This is a genomic window from Haladaptatus sp. W1 (assembly GCF_001723155.1).
GTDB classification, from domain to species: Archaea; Halobacteriota; Halobacteria; order Halobacteriales; family Haladaptataceae; genus Haladaptatus; species Haladaptatus paucihalophilus.
The window spans coordinates 1-17,283 of sequence record NZ_MEIH01000291.1; the positions used below are offsets into that span (position 1 = coordinate 1).

Here is a 17,283-nt window from a genome sequence, read left to right on the forward strand (position 1 = left end):
ACGGGCGGAGAGCAGTCAAGATGGCCGTTAACGGTCTTGAGCACGTGCTTACGCACATCTGTACAATGGTCTTCAAGTTAATCGACGTGGGTGGTAACTTGTTGAATTGAGGTTTGGGACAATTGTATCCAACCCACACGTTTACGTGGTGCTCCATAGTAGTGTCTGGGGAAAATAATAACTTAAAGAATACTATGAACCATGTCCATCAAAAAACGCCTCTCATGTGGAATATCGATTCAGAATCACGAACAAGTATCGTCGCTACGAGAAAAAACGACTACCTATTTGAAGGACAAAGTTAGTAAGAGGACAGAAGCAGTCGTTGAGCTTCAAACGCTGATTGATCAATTCACCAACGAACCCACTGCTCATGCGATCGAGTACTTTGCGAATGGATTGTTAGAACAGTACGATCTGAATCACGACCTTGAGTTACCGGATGACCGCGCACTTGAGAACTTCTTGCGTCGGTATGATTTAGAGGAACGCCGCCTCAACGACCACTTTCTCGAGGTAGTCCGAAGCCGAATAACCTCGAGAGCCACCGAGGAAACGACACAATCGCTCGAACGTATCGCTGACGAACTCTCGGGGAATTCGAAGGCAGACGTCAATCGCTCGGTCGACGGTCCCCTAATGGAGGTGCTATCCCGGTTCGTGGCTGACGGTGATGAGGATCGGGTCCACTCTGTCGGCGATTTTCTCGAGCGAGACGCCGTCGACACGGCTCAGCAAGTCGAACAGCTGTTCGTTGAGGACCTACCACGAGTGGTGGAAGAAACACGGACGACCGACGTGAAGGCAGATCAGGGCCACACTCCACCCGCCACGGCAGCAGCAGTTGCTGCGATAGCTATACTATCTGATGGTGGCCAAATCGATCCCGCCTTCGCACGCATTCTGGTCAAACTGGCTCCACATCTGATTCCCATGCAGAGCGATGTGGACGGACCTCCAGACAAGGGACTCGTTGATGTTCTCCCGGAGATCGTACGAGCCATCCGCGAAGAGGATGTAGACTTCGCGACACTCAACTCGAAGCTGACTGGTTCGACAGTACTCGTTGCACTGTTCATCGCCAATCTTGTCGGAATGGGTCTGGGAGCGTGGAAGTCGTATCGGCATGCGCCGCCAATTCCCGATGAAATCCGAGACCAAAATGGCGACATCGTCGCCACCGACGAACAGATTCGGCTGGGAAAGAAGCTGTTCCAGGCCAATGGGCTGATGAATCAGGGTTCAATCCTCGGCAACGGATCGTATTTCGGAGTCGATCTCACAGCTGATGCTCTACACCTCAAGGCTGAGTTCATGCAGGAATACTATGCACGAGAGCAGGGAAGTGACTCCATCGAGGCACTCGATGACACCGAGCAGGCTGCCGTCGAAGAACGCGTCAAACGAGAACTCGACGCCGACGCTCCAGATGGATCGATCATCCAGTATTCGGCCGCTGAAGCGTATGCTCATCAGCGAATTCGTGAACAGTATATCGAGCGGTACCACGAAGGCGACCCCGAACGGGGAATTCCACCAGAATTCATTGCGACGCCCGAACAAGCCGAGCGCATCGCCGACTTCGCCGTTTGGACAGCATGGTTTGCCCACACTAACCGACCAGACTCGACTCACTCATATACAAACGACTGGCCGTATGAACCTGCGGTCGGAAACCGTCCGACCGGGCAGGTGTTGGTCTGGAGCACGATCAGCATCCTCTTGCTTATTTTTGGTGGTGGTCTCGGGGTGTGGGCGTATCATTCGCTTGATTTCGCCGAACCGACGACCGATGTTATCGACATTCCATCGCCTGACTCAGTGTCGATCACATCCACACAGTATGCTGCGGCGTGGTACGTCCCTGTTGCTGGGGCACTGTTCGCCGTGCAGGTACTTACTGGAGCGCTGCTCGCTCACTATTATGTTGAACGGACGGGCTTTTTCCGGATCGAAGAGATGCTCGGGATTGATCTCGTTTCGCTACTGCCCTTCACGACGGTTCGAACGTGGCATCTCAACCTTGCAATTCTCTGGATAACGACCCTGTGGCTTGCAGGGGGACTCTTCCTCCCGGGGCTGTTCAGCGATCACGACCCGCCCTGGCAAGCGACGGGCGCATCGGTGCTGCTTGGATTGCTCGTGATCGCGACCGCTGGCGCGTTCGCAGGAGTCTGGTTTGGAATACAGGGCAGATTCGGCTCGCCTGAAGATGGCAACCTCTGGTGGTGGCTTGGCTCTGAAGGGCTTGAATATCTCGAGGTGGGCCGACTCTGGAAGCTGCTCTTGCTTGGTGGACTCGCCGGATGGACCGGGTTAGTACTCCGGAGTGTTCGACAGATGGACGAACCGCTCGGGGGGCTCGGACACTTCTTGGTATACGCAGGTGGCTCGATTGGATTGTTGTTCGGTGCGAGCATGCTCTATACTCCAGAGACGAACATGGCGGTGACAGAATTCTGGCGCTGGTGGGTCGTCCACATGTGGGTCGAAGGCGTCTTCGAGTTCTTTGTGGTTGCCATCATCTCCGTTGCCCTCGTGTCGATGGAACTCTTAGAGAAAGAGGAAGCAGAGAAAGCAATCTTCTTTGAAGTGTTCGCGATCATGGCAGCGGGTATCGTCGGGGTCTCGCATCACTATTGGTGGGTTGGTCTGCCTGATTTCTGGGTACCGCTTGGGACGACGTTCTCAACGCTTGAGTTCGTCCCGCTCGTGTTCGTTCTGTATCGAAGCATCGGCGAATACCGGTCGTTGAAATCTCAGGGCGAGGAATTTCCGTATACAACTCCGCTGTTGTTTATCCTCGGAAGTAGCATCTGGAACTTCGTTGGTGGGGGGTGCTCGGCTTCTTCGTCAACTTACCAGTGATTAATTACTATGAACATGGAACCTATCTCTCTGTCGCCCACGCCCACGGAGCAACGTTCGGTGCGTTCGGTCTGCTTGCACTTGGGCTCGGAACCTACATTCTGCGTGTTGTGACGCCCGAGGAAGCGTGGGACCCAACGTGGTTCCAGGTCTCATTCTGGTTCATGAATATCGGGCTCACAATCATGGTCGTTGCATCGTTGCTCCCGGTCGGATTCGCCCAACTCCGGGCGGCCTACACAGATGGCTATGCAGCTGCACGGAGTCTCGAGTTCTACGAGCAGCCACACATTCAGACGTTGTTGTGGGCGCGGTCGTTCGGGGATATGCCGATGATTCTCGGGGCGCTTACGTTCACCACTGGCGCTGTCCGTCACCTGTATGCCACACGAAAAGAGCCATTAAAACAGGATGAAGGCACGACGGGTACACCGATTTGACTGGAGTCGGTGCGCTCATCACACCCTCGCTTTTTGCGAGTGATCGCCTCCCAATGGGCCTGTGCCGTGGAGGCAGACGTTTCGAACTCTTCGATGCGTTGTGCAAGCTCCTCGATTAGGTGATTTCATTGATCAAATCGAATCCGTATTTGTATCCTATTTGTCCTTCAAATCCTTGAGCTTCGATTGCCCGCACAACACTTTGCCAGCGTCAGTGTCCGTCGTGACAAAGGTGACAGACGCCGCGCTACCGCTATTGACGAGCTGCATTGCAACGCCAGCAAGTGCTGTATCTGCTTTCTCAATCTGATCCTCGCTTCGATTCGACGCCTGTGCTATGAAGCGTCGGACGGTATCCATCACTGCTGCGACAGCACCGTTCTCCTGAGTGGACTTTCACTCCCCCTCGCGGTGGTCGGGCACGAAGGGTCTACAGTCCTCGTTTCACTGAACGGTCTTCGATTATTGGGGTACAAGTGACGGCACTCGTCCTCGGGATCGACGTCGACAGGCGACACCCTTCCACAGTGAACGCGATTTGGTGATGCACTAGGGAGTCAGCAAGGGCACCACTGGGAACGGGTTTATTAGACGTTCAGTCGTACCACTCTGGATGAATACTCGTCATCGCTTCTCGCTAGCGACTGGGTTCGTTGTTCTTTCCGGCGTTGTGAGCGTCGTCGCCGCACCCGAACTCCCATCTCAAATCGTCTCAAACTGGGATGCGAGCGGCAATCCTAACGGAACGATGTCAAAGTCGCTCGCTCTCTGGCTTGTCCCTGCACTGACAGCAGGTCTACTCATCGTATTTGCCGCCCTCCCTCGAATCGATCCGCGTGGCGAGAATATCGAGGCGTTCCGCCCATACTACGACTGGTTCGTCGTCATCTTCACAGGGTACATGTTCGTACTCCACGCCGGGATCGTCGCGTTCAATCTCGGCTACGAGTTCGACTTCACGTATCTCATTCTGGCCGCGGCCGCTGGTCTCCTCTACTACAGCGGTGTCCTAGTCACACATGCGAAACGCAACTGGTTCATCGGCATTCGAACCCCATGGACGATGAGTAACGAGGAAGTATGGAACCGGACGCACACACTCGGAGGGAAGCTGTTCAAGGCCACAGCGATTTTGACGCTAGTTGGACTGCTGTTCGGCGACTACGCACTCTACTTCCTCGTTATCCCCGCTCTCGTGACTGCCGCGACGACCGTGGTGTACTCGTATTACCTGTACGAGCGAATTGAGCAGGGCGGGACTTCCCCTGAGAGCGGGGTCTGACGTACCCTCGTTCACCTCGTCACGAGGTGCCGCTGGCCTAATCTATTGCCTGTGAATAATAGAAGTAGCGTTCACTCGACACTGGTTGTGAAGAAAATGTACGGACGTCACCCAAGAAGGTATCGAACCCAGGGATATCGTTCGATGAGCGGTTACCACTGAGTTCGTACTGTTCGATGCACGCGTCAAGGCCGAGAATCCGGCCAACGCTGAAGGCAGCGACGGCGAGGAAGATGAGCATGTACGCGAAGTCGCCGTTGATGTAACCGTGCGCGATGTCCCAGTTTCCGAAGTAACACAGGACCATCATGAGTGCACCGAAAAATGCAACGAGGCGAGCAGCTCACCGACGAGTAGCCCAAGACCGATGAGAAGTTCACCGCATGGCACAGCGATGTTGACGAACTATCCATTAGTAATTAATCGGCCAATAGTCTGAATGAGGCACTGCGTTTCGAGTTACGTTATGTCCCCAGAAAAGGACGACACGGAGCAGTCCGAAACTCGCTGTGAGAAAGACGCCGTCGAACGAGCAGACAGTGCCCTCCCAGTATCGAATGGACCTGGTCTCCAGCCCGACCGCCGCCGCTTTCTTGGCGGCGTTGGGGCGGTCGGGATGCTTGGTAGTTTGTCCGAATTCACCCAGTCAGGAGGCAGTGGTGCCGACCTCGGTATGATTGGCTCGAGTTCCCAGAATACCCCACCGAGTGAAACGAAACCGGATGCAGCGTACTCGAGAACCGACCTTGGTACGCTTGGTGGTGTCGAGAGCACCGCGACGAGCATTAGTCGTGGAGGGTACATCGCCGGGTTCAGCCAGCGAGATGATTTGGTTCCGCACGCATTCCTGTGGTCGAAAGCGGAGGGCATGCAAGATCTCGGTACCCTCTCCGACAGCGTCAGTAGAGCTACTGATATTAACAGCCACTGTACGGTCGTCGGGTCGAGTGTCGTCACGGAGTACATCGAAACCGAGTATTTTGGTCGGGTGGAGAGACATCCAAGTCACGCCTTCCAATGGTCAGAGAACGGAGGGATGCGGGATATTGGATCTAGTAGCTTCGACAGTGAGGCTACTGCCATCAACGAACGAGGAGATATCGTAGGGACTAGGCACTACTGGGGCACGGATACGACGGAAGGATTCGTCAAATGGGGGGATGGTGAATGGGACGCCCCGCTAAAATCGTCAAGGTACTTTTTAGCACCCACAGATATCAATACGCACGGTCAGATTGTTGGGATGACCATGACTGAGGAAGGCCAAGAACGGGGACCGTTCATTTGGTCGGAAGCCGACGGAAAACGAGATATCGGTACGCTCGGTGGCAACCACAGCGAGGCCACGGCTATCAACGACAACTGTCAGGTTGTGGGTGCGAGCTCGACAGACCCGTGGAATGGCCTTCGCGCGTTCCTCTGGACGGCAGACAATGCGATGCGTAACCTCGGGACTCTCGGCGGCACCTATAGCAAGGCCACCGACATCAACAACTGTGGTCAGGTTGTAGGGGTGAGCCAGACGGCAGATGGAACCGTTCACGCATTCATTTGGTCCGAGGACGATGGAATGCGTGACCTCGGGACGCTCGGAGGTAATTACAGTACTGCAGCAGGTATCAACGACCGAGGGCAGGTCGCCGGTTCTAGCCGCACAGCTGATGGCTATCCACACGCAACAATATGGAACCCTGAATAGCCGCTGTCGGACGATTGTGGTTGGGAGCACGTGCCCGGTCTTGGCTTCGCGATTTGTGACGAGTGGGGCTATCTTCCGGGTGTACTTGAATCACTCATCGAGGCCAGGAATACAATCAAAGCCGAGATTGGAGAGACTGAGGACGAAGATCGTCGCGACGAGTTGGAAGGCCAATCGAGTGCGATCAAGTGGATTCTAGTGTCGTGTTTCAGCTATCAGGGCTTCTCGAATGCAAAATTCGGCCGAATCGAGTGTCACGAAGCGATCAACGCGTATGCTCGGGAGATTCTGTTAAAGACGAAAGCGGTGCTCGAAGAGCATGGGTGGCGGATTGTGCATGGCATGGCAGAAGTGGGAGGTATGCAAAACCCGGGAGGGGAAATTTGCACCGTGGTGAACCTTTTCAGCCGTAGTGTGAGATGTTAACATACTACTCGATAGCGTTCTGTGGCTTGTGGTCGAGTTTCGGGCCTTCGTTCGTACGAAGAATATCCAAAATACGGGTTTGTTCGAGTTCTTCGCCAACATCGTCTTCAGGCATACGAGCGTCCGTCGGAAAATACGGGCTTGATGAACGGATGATGCTTTCGCTCAGCGAATCGTTCAGTGGTTTTCCGCGTTTGAAACCCATAGTCGGTGGGAGGTTTCAGCAGTCGTGCTGAATACAAGGCATATAGTCACCGGGTTAGGTAACCAGAATGTGCAAAGTGCTATCTTATGTCACTTACTGACCTACGTGGTCTGATGAGCGTGACACTTGCGTTCCACGTCGACGCGAACGATTTCGTTCTCGGGCAAATCCTCGCAGGACCGCCCACAATGGAGTACGAACTCGAGAGATTAGTTCCGTTGGACGACGAGCCGATGCCCTACCTCTGGGTTACGGGGTCCGACTTCGAGGCGTTCGAAAAGAAGGTTCGATCGGACGCGCATATCAAGGAGTTGCAGGCGCTTGATAAAGTCGGAGATTCCGTTCTTTACCGGCTGAAGTACTCGGACGAGTTTAAGAGTCTTCTCGAGGGGATTCTCGAATCAGAAGCAACAGTCCTCGAAGCACGGGGAGAGACGATTGGATGCTTCGAGTCAGGTTTCCCGACCACGAGAAACTCTCGCAGTACTACAACTATTTGAACGACCGGGGATCTCGGTTCGCGTCGATCGAATCTACACCATGGATGAAGAAGCCGACCCCGGCTATCAGTTCGGCCTCACGCAGGAACAGCGCGAAGCGCTTGTCCTCGCGCTCAATCGGGGTTATTTCTCCACACCGAGCGAGATTACGCTCGATGAACTCGCAAATCAACTCGGTATTACGAGCCAGGCGGTCTCGAACCGAGTCCGCCTTGGTACTGAGAAAGTCCTTCGCAGTGTGTTGGTTTCCTCGGCCTCCGATTTCTGAGTATCTCCGATACAAGTGTTCCTATCCGCTGGACACTAAAGAGGTGGCTATCGCAATCCAGATAGAGCAACAAGTCTCGGATTGAATTGCTTTCCTACGCCACCGACGTAACTGAAAGCAGTGCTTCCAACCGTTTGTGTCCCCGATATCGGGTTCTGTTAGATTGGGAATCGTACTCTAGGACTCCGGTGTCGGCTAGTTTCGGGAGTAGAGCGTGGTGGAGGGCCATCTTTGCCCGCTCGGGCTCTTCGAAGCCGCCATCTGGGGCGGCCAAGTGATTCGCGACTTCATTCATTGTCGCCACGCTCTCGTCCCGTTCGAGGAAGAATTGTAGCACTTGTCGTCGCTCCTCGCTCATCAAGACAGCGTGGAGTTCGGCTGTCGAAAGCGTATCTTCACCGGCTTCGTGTTGGTGCTCCCCGTCATTCACAGCTGTATGAACCGGACCATCAGAAGTAAGCCCTGTCTTTGTCTCGTAAAACTCTTTATAAGGAACGTCCGGTCAGCAGTCGAGAGTAGTCGGCTGAGGACGACTCGACCCCGATTAGTTCAGCAATAGATAGTCCAAATATCCCCCCTTGAATTCTCCAGTAGTATTTTATAACTATAAATGAATATAAAATTTGAACCCTGTTATTAATCGACCAAAAATTGAAATTAATCGGTTAGAAATGCGTAATCGCATGGCACGTAATAACAGACGAACGTTTCTCAAAACGCTCAGTGGCATACTTGGTACCAGTAGCGTGTACAGTGGTATTGCTATCAGCCAAGAAACTAACAACGATCATCAGACAAAACCAAGCGAATTGACGAGCACCCAACCTCAAATTCGACACAAGGGCAGTAAGAACAAATCCAAGGTCTGTGGCCCATCTCCATATCCAAAACTCAGTTGGGAGATGGATTTGAACGGTAGTATGGCCGCTGTTGAGCCAGTGATTTCCGATGAGACGCTCTTTCTCGCAGTAACAACTCAGAATGGGCCGACATCAGGAAGAGGGTATGCTGCTGCTTATGATCCAGAAACTGGAGAGGAACTCTGGAAACAAACCGGTCTTCCTGCACCACGAACACCGGTCGTAGACGACGGAATTCTTTACATTACCACGTTTCTCTACGAAGATTCTACTGAGGGTGGCCTTTTTGCCTTTGATACCGACACTGGTGAATTGCTGTGGCGTCGGAGTGAACACTTAGAGTGGGCTGATCCGATCCTCGTCAATGGACAGTTGTTTACCGAGTCTGATGGTGGTGTCTATGCGCTTGATCCTACGACGGGCACAGTCAATTGGAAGCGAGACGATGTCACTGGAAAGATTGGATACAGAGATTGGCATATACACTTCGTCGATGGAAGTATTTATCTTGGCGATGGAACCGCGTTGAATGCCGAGGACGGCTCAATAGAGTGGCGCACAACAGATGAGGACTTTCTCCTCCGCCAGACAGGCCATAAGCTCGTGTATGGTATCCACAATCATTCAAACAGCAAGACTATCGAGGCACGGTCAATGAAAGATGGGACGGTAAAGTGGACTGCTCAAACACATCTTGATGATGTATGGCGTCGACAGCTCACTGTCACTGAGACGATGGTACTCTCTACCGAAACTACTGCTGAGAACTCAATCATCACTGCCTATCACTCGAAATCAGGCAAACAAGCATGGCAGCATACGTCACCACGCCCTGTAACCGGTGACCTCATCGTAGCTAACAAGCGCCTTCTCTTCCGGTCTGGTAACTATCGGGCCGGAAGGATAGCAGCGCTCAACGTGAAAACAGGTGAGGTCGCCTGGACACACGATGATCCGACGCTCCTATTTTATAATGGCCCTGTCGTAGCCAACGGGACGGCTTACTTCGGCGGTCAATACAAACCTGGATCCAATTTCATTCCGAGATGGGCACTCGTCTGTGCCATTGACGTAAAGACCGGTGAGCGTGAATGGAGTTACCTTCTGAAAGGGTTAGATGATCAATCCACTATTGAGCCCCCAGCCGCTGGGATTCCCGTGGTAGCAGATGGTCGATTGTATACCGCAACGTTTCCTGGGACCTCAACGACTGACTGGGAATATGTTCGATACGCTAACCTTGTCGTCTTCGAATCTACTGATCAACCACCAGACGATGATCACCGACTTCCTGACGAGACGGATACCGAGGACAAACCACCGACGCATGCATCGAAGCTTCGCCCGATCCTGCGCAGAACACTCTCTTGAACCAGGTGATTGGGTGACCCTCGACGCTTCTTGTTCGTCCGACCCAGATGGACGTGGGCTTCACTATGAATGGACTGGTGACGATAAATTCGAGGGTGATAATTTCTGTATTGGAGCCGAAGTGCCGGATAGTGGTGAGAAAGAGGTACGTGTTACAGTTACTGATTCTGACGGAGACACTGATACTGCTAGCGTCGTTCTCACAGCCAGTTGAACACCGGTTTGGTATTTCCTCTCTCCAAATGGTGGAACTCCGAACCAACGTCGCTCATTCTTGGTAGTTGATCAGCCGCGAGACCGACGCTCTCGTTGAGTCACTGTAAGATAAAAGGCGTGTATCGGTCACAGGGAGACGTGGTGTTCGACGGTGGAAGATACAAACCGATCTTGCAATTAATTAAGATAACAGCGGAAAGTGTGCTTAGAGCACGGATAGATGCGTATCCTGTTCACTATTGTTCCTCACACAGCTGCAAATTATGAAGCATCATGGCGTACAATTGGAATCGATATCCATAATCGCTACTGTCGGGTAGCGATATTGGTGAATTGTTCGAACAGTAAAACGAGATAGCCATAGTATTTTCGTCTGTTCCGTAATCTCCTCGTAGAGACTTTTTCGCTGCTATTGGCACTTTCCGACTATCTTAACGCTATCTAGGCCAGCAATGCTTTCACCACTCTTGGTCAGACCAACGAGTACCCCTTCCGTGTCACTGTCCGTGAACCCAGCATCTTTCACCGGGAAGTGCCCCACGAAATCCACGTCGCCATCGTAATCCACATCCTCGGTATGGCCACTGCCGTGGACAAGTGTGGCGCCGCCACCGCCGATAACCGTGCTTGGCGACCCGAACCGAAGTGATGATGGATCGACCGTCTCCGCCTCGAAATCCGCGGTAGTAAGGATGGCCACCGGGATCACGCCCTCACGGTTGGTGTTACAGTTGATGGCGTTCGGGTAGCTCCCAGGCTTGATATCGATTTCGACCTCAGTCGGGCAGATGTCTGCTGCGATCTCTTCGAACGTAGCCTCGATTTGCTCGACATCCACGTTGGGGAAAGCGTGTGACGTCTTCGATTCGCTGGCCATCTCCAGCATCAAGTCTTGGCCCAACGAATTTAGACCGACGCCGATGGTGTAAACCTCGATACCATCCTCCGTCTTTGCGGCGTTCGCTTCCTCGGACGGGTCGTTCCCACCGAGACTCGGGAACGTGCTGAGATCTTCATTGTCGTTGTTGTCTCGGTTCGGCGCCCCGTCGCCGAGGAGCACCATTATTCTCGGTACGTCCGAGCGGTGGCTTCCGCTTGCAACGATATCGTTGGAGTAATCCACCCCGGTCAATTCCTCCCGGCCAGCTTGGACACCGGCCTCCATGTTGGTGAAGATATCGCCAGATGGGCTATCGGGAATGCTGTTGATCGCTGCCAGAGCTGTGGAAGCGTCGTCAGTGAGTGACTGGAACAGGGGTATGTCGCTGGAGCCGGGTTCACCACCAAACGTCAACACACCGACGTTCACACCGTCTGTTGAGACGTTCAGCGCGTTTACTAAGGCCGTCGCCCCAGCCTTGGCTTGTTGCATCCTAGTCGGCGATCCTATGTTCATCGAGCCAGACTGGTCAAGAACGACGACCAAATCGAGCTGTGCAAGTTCACATAGGTCCTCTAACGTTTGAGCTTTTGCCACTCTGGTGGCAAAATTGAGTCCGCCAACCACCGTACTGGCACCGGCGATCTTCATGACTAGGCGGCGTGTCAGTCTCGGTTCTTCCAAGTCTATTTGCGTTTTCGTCGTTTTCTTCTGCATCTCTATCGTCTCCTGCCGACAGAAGTCATCCATGCCCTAACATGACCGTTTACCCACCGAGTGGGCAGAGGATCATCGAATTTCTTCTCGTCTGCTACATATACTTGTACTTCATTAATAATAAATATATATGTATGTCGATTATTCTCCAATATATAACTGAATGGGTTGATATCTATTGCTTTATGTCGGAATGTTATTATCATAGATAATTAAATATTAGTATTATATAAAAACACTGTCAAATTATTCGACAGACTAAGAAACCTTCCCCGTTTTTGCGAATTAGACGGGGTCTCGAGCAATTATAGAATCGCATTGCTTCGCTCCGACCACAGACGCGGTGGCCGGTACTAGCTCTCCCCCTCCCGCTGGCTTTGAGCCGATAGACGCCGAGACAACTGCCGTACTCACGAGTAACTGTCCGGCGTCAGTCCAGAACTGTGTCGATTCGGGACGTCCACGACTGCGGTTGTGTGGGGTTTCGTGTTAGATTCGTGTCCCACTCGGGTGTGTTTTCGTCCCTCAGAAGTCACCCGAGTGCAGAACGTTCGAGCCGTCTGGAACGGCGACGAGTGGGAACTGCACTTCGTCTGCAAAGTCGAACTTGAATCAGAGGACTCGGCTGGCGACGAAGTTGCAGGAATCGACCTTGGCATCACGAACATCGCCACAGTCGCCTTCCCCGACGAATACGTTCTCTACCCCGGCAACTCGCTCAAACAGGACAAGCACAATTTCACTCGCGCCGAGTACGACACGGAAGGCGAGAACGGCCCCTCGGAGAAGTCGATGTGGGCACGCAGGAAACTCGCTGACCGTGAAACCCACTTCTACCATGTCCTCACGGACGCCATCATCACCGAGTGTATCGAACGCGGTGTTGGGACGCTCGCGGTGAGTTGGCCTGAGAAGGTTCGAACGTCTGATTGGGGCAAGACTGGCAACAAGAAATTGCACTCGTGGGCGTTCGACCGAATTTACCAGTACCTCCACTACAAAGGCGATATTCGGGGAGTTGAAGTGTTGAAAGAGAACGAATGGGACACCTCGAAGACGTGTTCACGGTGTGGCGATGACACGAAGTCTAACCGGGTCGAACGTGGCCTGTACGTCTGCTCATCGTGTGAGTTGGTAGCCAACGCGGATTGCAACGGGGGCGGAGAATATGCGCCAAAAGATAACTCCGAGTCCTCACGGTGAGGATAGGAGTAACGGCTGTGTGGCACAGCCATCGACACATTTGTTTGACCGCGAGAGCGGGAGGTTTCGCACGAGAGAACAAGTCGTATCGTAGACCGGCAAATATCCCACCTGCGGGACGGGAAGCCTCGCCGTTTACGGCGAGGAGGATGTCACGCACTCTCGTTCAGATCCTCGTCCTTGAATGCCTGGACGAGCTCAGCACACCGCTCAGGAGAGGAGAGAAAGGGAGCGTGGGCAGTGGGTGTCGTCTCGAGCCTAGCGTTCGGGATTGCTTGGATGCCAGCGCGAACGTCGTCAGGACTCCCAATCGGGTCGTGTTCGCCCCAGACAACCAGCGTTGGCTGCCGGATTGCGGTTAATTCGTCCTTGTGGAGTCGGATCGATTGGTGCCAGCCGCGGATCGAGAAGAACGCGGAGAATTCACTCAACATCGCCTCGGACGACTTCGGACTCCGTGTCTCGGCAACCATCACCTGGATGAGCGCGGGGTAGTTTTGGATGGCTTCGCGCTCGCCGAACACCTCTGCGACGTCAAGGACGCCTGCCTCGCTCGGTTTCGCCATTCGCTGGAGCCCCCGTCTGAGGACGGGCACGGTCATCAGTCTCAGTGGTAGCGGTGGGGTGGCGCCGGGGAACCCCGCGCAGGCACCGACCAATACCAGACGCCGAACGCGATCCGGTCGGGAGAGCGCGAACAGGACGCTCGCGTAGCCGCCCATGGAGTGACCAACGAGGTCCACCTGCTCGATCCCAAGTTCGTCAAGTACGCCTTCGATGACGTCGATAGCCGTCCGGCGAAGATTCTGCTCAGTGTACAGGAAATTGCTGCTAAGGCCGTACCCTGGGCGGTCGAGGCCAATCACGCGGCTATCATCGAACTGGGCTATGAGCGGCGCGAGGAACGCGCCGAACGCGCCTCCACCATGCACGAATAGGAGCGGTGTCTCGTCGTCCCGCGGACCAGCTTCGAAAACGTGCGTTTGCACCTGGGGCTCCTCAAGGTCGACGAAGCTCGAGTGCACGTTGAGGCTAACCGACTCAAACAACTTGCGCTGGGCGGTCTCAAATTCAATTGACTCTGTCATGGTATCGTGATGCTCGTTCGATGGGTCATCCCCGGATCCAATGGTAATCTGATTCATCGCTCTTCGTAGACCCTACGCTATGAGAGGAATTGTAAATGTCTAGTGAAATATTTCATAGCATGAAAGGGCAAAGCCGATTTTCTGGGTAGGCGGCTGGATCGAAATGACGCGTAAGAGATGACAATAAAGGCTACAGGTGTTGAGTGCTCGAGAGAATACTGGAGGGAACGATTTCCGGTTACGAGGTGAGTTCTGATGAGACAGACGGTTCAAATTTTAGCGGATCGATTGGTCTCGCCTCTTGACGAACTCGGTCGAAGGTTGAGATGGCCCATTCGCGCGCCTCTGGGGAATCGGTATCGATGACACAGATCAGAGCACCGGTGTCGATGTCGTGGCAACAGATACCGACCCGGTCGTCAACGATCCCAAGGCCACACCGGTCACCATCTGGGAGGGCGTCGTGGACGTACACGGTACAATTGTCACAGATGGCAGCTTCCATTACTCGCTCGGGATTCCAGGCATAGGTGCCCTCAAGTGCAACCGGCGAGTAGACGTATTCGAGGTCCATACCGTTGAGAACAGCCTCGCAGACGGTCTCGTTGTTGATCGACTTTTGCACGATACTATCGAACCCACGCATTCGATCAGTATTCTCAATGAGGTGCATCAGCCGCTCGACGGGTTCGTACGGGTATCCCGGGCCGGGCCGAGAGACCACAGCGTCCGCAAAGAGATCAACCGAGAACCCCTCCATCTCTCGTGGAAGCCACTGCCAGATATCACGTAATTTGCGTTCGATCGACATTGCCTCACGCAGTTCGAAGAAGTGACTCGCGACGAACTCACCCAACGATGTCAATTCGAAATCTGGTCCCTCACGTGTGATCCAACTGCGCTGTTCGAAATCGGATAAGACACGTCCCATGGTTGGTGAGGATGCACCAGTCTCCGACCGAAGTGTCGAGCGATCTGCGGGACCGTGATCTAGCGCGTTGAGTACCCCTATTCGGTGATCGGAATTGGCGAGGAATTCTATCTCCTCGATTGAAGAGTCCATGTGTGTTATTAGCACGCATGCACAATAAGTAGTACTGTGACATCCTCGCCCGCCCTAAAGGGCGGGGCTTCCTACAAGGGAAGCCTCGCGTCGGAGGTTTCAGGACTGAAACGCCGCAAACGTCGTCTGTCCGGATTTCGGACTCGGAGTGCGGTGTCCTGTGGTGCTGTCACAAGCACTCCCGTCCTGTGGCGTGTCATCGTCCGTCGATTTCAGCGAGAGACTCTCACCCCACGGGTTCGGTCTGGTCGTCACGTGGTTCCGTTTCGTCCATACGTTCACGCGCTTGTTCCACTTCCCACGCTCGCTGGCGGTTCTCTTCGTCACGGGCTTGCTTGTTTCGGCTCTTTTTGTTGTCCGCCATATCATATTTAGGTGAACGAAAGAGATAACGCTGTGGCCAGCACTTGGCACACATATCACTAGCAACCATCATTTTCTCATACGGAAATCGTGAAAAGGAAATTCGCCTACCGAGAGTAGAGCATCGGACGTTTCGTTCTGATTTCTTGCTGTCGCTGCTTCTCCGCGTAGTATTCCCAGAGACGGAGATATGTAACAGACTCTCGGAGTTCGATGTTGGTTGGACCAGACATTTCGTGTTGGGGGTCACCATATAACAGTAGTTCGTTTAATGGCGTCGATTGAACCTCATGTTGTGGTTTCCCGTACCGCCAGGAATCGATTGTATCGGTCATTTGTGCTCCTCTCTGTTGGGACAACCACTGTTGGTTCCAGTTTTACACAGCAGTACTCATCCTTATGACTTAGTACGTGCTCCGGCACGATGAATTATGTTACCTCTATCTCAGCATGATTTACTAAAACCACAAGTTCACGATTTACCCACTGACTGGGAAGTTCAGCTCACTTCGGCATCCTACACATTCGATCTCGAATGGAAGTACAATGAGTAACTCCATCCCTGTCTTCGAGGTTCTCGCCAACTCCACTTCTCGAAGCGAATTCTCGAAAGCAACCTTTGACTATCTCTTTTTAACATGAAAATAAACAAGAAATATCCGAAAAGCTGGGATCCTTGCCAGGCTCGGAGGTACTCGGTGGCTCGCATTTGACAAACCCTACTTTCGGATAGATATTAATTGAACAGGTGTTCTATCCAAGTGAGATTCCTTTGTCGTCAGGTTTCAGTGGTCGTGCTGATTTTTTTTCGGAGAGCGTGATCCTGGTTCAATGAGTTCCTTGTCGAACGAGACTAATTCCCCAAAGTCACAACAGGCACCAGATGGGAAAAGCCATTTCGCCTCGCTAGCGAGTAAGGGCTATCAAACCACCGATCACGCAGAGAATCCCGACCAGCGCTATGATCGGTGAGTTGATGTCTGGAAGCAGGCCAGACCCGGGCACGTTCGTTTGATCCGATCCTTGCGACGGCTTCGTGTTCAGTTCAGTCGTCGTTGAGTGAGTGTTCGATGGGCCAGTTTCAGTGGTCCCTGAATCGGTGTTGTGTCTCGTCGGAGTGTCATCACTTCCAGGACCGTCAGCATTCGTTTTCGTATCGGTAGTTCTACCGCCTCCCGGATAACAACCCTGGGAAGTCGTCTTTGCGGGTGCGCAGCTACCAGTGCCGTTGTCTGGGGTACATTCATTGTCTGCATGCTTCTCAAGACCCCCGAGTTTCCCATCGCTACTGTTGGTGGTTGCTACAACAGGAGCGATGCATAGTATCGACAGGAGCTGCATGATAATAACAAGGGTGAAAACCTGCCGTAGTTTTGGGAGGGTTTGGAGACTCTGGCTTCGATCGTAATCGAGGAGTTCGAAACGCAGTAACGATGCAAACCTCATGTGATGTTTGCACTCCTCTTACGAATCGTCGTAGCTTCCTTGGCCACATTCAGGTCAGTCTCGGCTGACAACCACTGCTCTTCACGAGCTTTTTTGATTTCGATCGATAAGGACGAGTCACGCGTCTTCCTGGTTGCTTTTATCCCCGCAGACATCCGCTCTTGGACAAGTTTGCCCCAAGTTCTCTGTTTTCTCTGTTCGCTATCGTCAGGCATCGTTCTCTCTGTTGTCCCCCAATGAGTTTTCTCTCTATAATGTTGTTGCCAAGCATAGAATTAGATAGAATATTTGCTTTCCTCACAAATACATGGATCACTTATAATATATCACACAATACTAGAGATCCAATTGGAGCGTAGTTTCCTCCGCTCACTCTGTCGAATACCCG

Annotated in this window: 12 protein-coding genes and 4 pseudogenes; 9 read left to right on the forward strand and 7 right to left on the reverse strand. The window is 53.2% G+C overall.

Annotated elements, in window-relative coordinates; all coding sequences use genetic code 11:
• Positions 1-639 precede the first annotated feature (639 nt).
• Both BG842_RS31675 and BG842_RS13880 read left to right on the forward strand, forming a co-directional pair.
• Positions 640-3,308: pseudogene (locus BG842_RS31675) on the forward strand (nitric-oxide reductase large subunit).
• Positions 3,309-3,921: 613 nt separating this feature from the next.
• Positions 3,922-4,590, forward strand: coding sequence for an SdpI family protein (locus BG842_RS13880; protein ID WP_069451187.1), 669 nt, complete (start codon positions 3,922-3,924; stop codon positions 4,588-4,590).
• Between the two features lie 107 nt (positions 4,591-4,697).
• Here BG842_RS13880 and BG842_RS13885 read toward each other — a convergent pair.
• Positions 4,698-4,995 (reverse strand): annotated as a pseudogene (locus tag BG842_RS13885) (DoxX family protein); the annotation flags it as partial.
• A 268-nt stretch (positions 4,996-5,263) separates the two neighbouring features.
• Between BG842_RS13885 and BG842_RS13890 the strand changes: the two are divergent.
• Complete coding sequence (locus BG842_RS13890; RefSeq protein WP_069451212.1) at positions 5,264-6,289, forward strand: HAF repeat-containing protein; 1,026 nt, start codon at positions 5,264-5,266, stop codon at positions 6,287-6,289.
• Positions 6,290-6,307: 18 nt separating this feature from the next.
• Positions 6,308-6,640, forward strand: a pseudogene (locus BG842_RS13895) (DNA polymerase domain-containing protein); the annotation flags it as partial.
• 79 nt (positions 6,641-6,719) lie between these two features.
• Here the strand turns inward: BG842_RS13895 and BG842_RS13900 are convergent.
• The gene (locus BG842_RS13900) at positions 6,720-6,920 is read right to left on the reverse strand and encodes a hypothetical protein (RefSeq protein ID WP_069451189.1); all 201 of its coding nucleotides are present in this window, start codon (positions 6,918-6,920) and stop codon (positions 6,720-6,722) included.
• A gap of 113 nt (positions 6,921-7,033) precedes the next feature.
• On the opposite strand from BG842_RS13900, the gene BG842_RS30600 reads away from it, so the two are divergent.
• Complete coding sequence (locus tag BG842_RS30600; RefSeq protein WP_217493318.1) at positions 7,034-7,420, forward strand: bacterio-opsin activator domain-containing protein; 387 nt, start codon at positions 7,034-7,036, stop codon at positions 7,418-7,420.
• A 40-nt stretch (positions 7,421-7,460) separates the two neighbouring features.
• Positions 7,461-7,688 (forward strand): helix-turn-helix domain-containing protein, encoded by a 228-nt coding sequence (locus BG842_RS30605; protein ID WP_217493319.1) that lies wholly within the window; start codon positions 7,461-7,463, stop codon positions 7,686-7,688.
• Positions 7,689-7,782: 94 nt separating this feature from the next.
• Here the strand turns inward: BG842_RS30605 and BG842_RS13910 are convergent, their stop codons facing one another.
• Positions 7,783-8,046, reverse strand: a complete 264-nt coding sequence (locus BG842_RS13910; RefSeq protein WP_139136123.1) for a hypothetical protein — start codon at positions 8,044-8,046, stop codon at positions 7,783-7,785.
• Between the two features lie 562 nt (positions 8,047-8,608).
• Here BG842_RS13910 and BG842_RS13915 point away from each other — a divergent pair.
• Positions 8,609-9,919 carry a PQQ-binding-like beta-propeller repeat protein gene (locus BG842_RS13915; protein WP_069451191.1) on the forward strand — a complete coding sequence of 437 codons (1,311 nt, stop codon included), beginning with the start codon at positions 8,609-8,611 and terminating at the stop codon, positions 9,917-9,919.
• Positions 9,876-10,133, forward strand: coding sequence for a PKD domain-containing protein (locus BG842_RS33155; RefSeq protein WP_394327476.1), 258 nt, complete (start codon positions 9,876-9,878; stop codon positions 10,131-10,133). The genes BG842_RS13915 and BG842_RS33155 overlap by 44 nt, the downstream gene beginning before the upstream one ends.
• 411 nt (positions 10,134-10,544) lie before the next feature.
• On the opposite strand, the gene BG842_RS13925 is transcribed toward BG842_RS33155, so the two are convergent.
• Positions 10,545-11,765 carry a vWA domain-containing protein gene (locus BG842_RS13925; RefSeq protein WP_069451193.1) on the reverse strand — a complete coding sequence of 407 codons (1,221 nt, stop codon included), beginning with the start codon at positions 11,763-11,765 and terminating at the stop codon, positions 10,545-10,547.
• 492 nt (positions 11,766-12,257) lie between these two features.
• Between BG842_RS13925 and BG842_RS13930 the strand changes: the two are divergent.
• A pseudogene (locus tag BG842_RS13930) lies at positions 12,258-13,029 on the forward strand (RNA-guided endonuclease TnpB family protein); the annotation flags it as partial.
• 58 nt (positions 13,030-13,087) lie between these two features.
• On the opposite strand, the gene BG842_RS13935 reads toward BG842_RS13930, so the two are convergent.
• The 3 genes from BG842_RS13935 to BG842_RS29915 all read right to left on the reverse strand — a co-directional run bounded on the left by BG842_RS13935 (position 13,088) and on the right by BG842_RS29915 (position 15,450).
• Positions 13,088-14,080: an alpha/beta fold hydrolase gene (locus tag BG842_RS13935; protein ID WP_069451194.1), complete on the reverse strand. Its 993-nt coding sequence runs from the start codon at positions 14,078-14,080 to the stop codon at positions 13,088-13,090.
• Positions 14,081-14,261: 181 nt separating this feature from the next.
• A complete protein-coding gene (locus BG842_RS13940) occupies positions 14,262-14,879 on the reverse strand; it encodes a winged helix-turn-helix domain-containing protein (protein ID WP_254663164.1) in 618 nt (205 codons plus the stop codon).
• A gap of 433 nt (positions 14,880-15,312) precedes the next feature.
• Entirely contained in the window at positions 15,313-15,450 is a 138-nt protein-coding gene (locus BG842_RS29915; RefSeq protein WP_175424158.1) for a hypothetical protein, read from the reverse strand.
• Between the last annotated feature and the right edge of the window lie 1,833 nt (positions 15,451-17,283).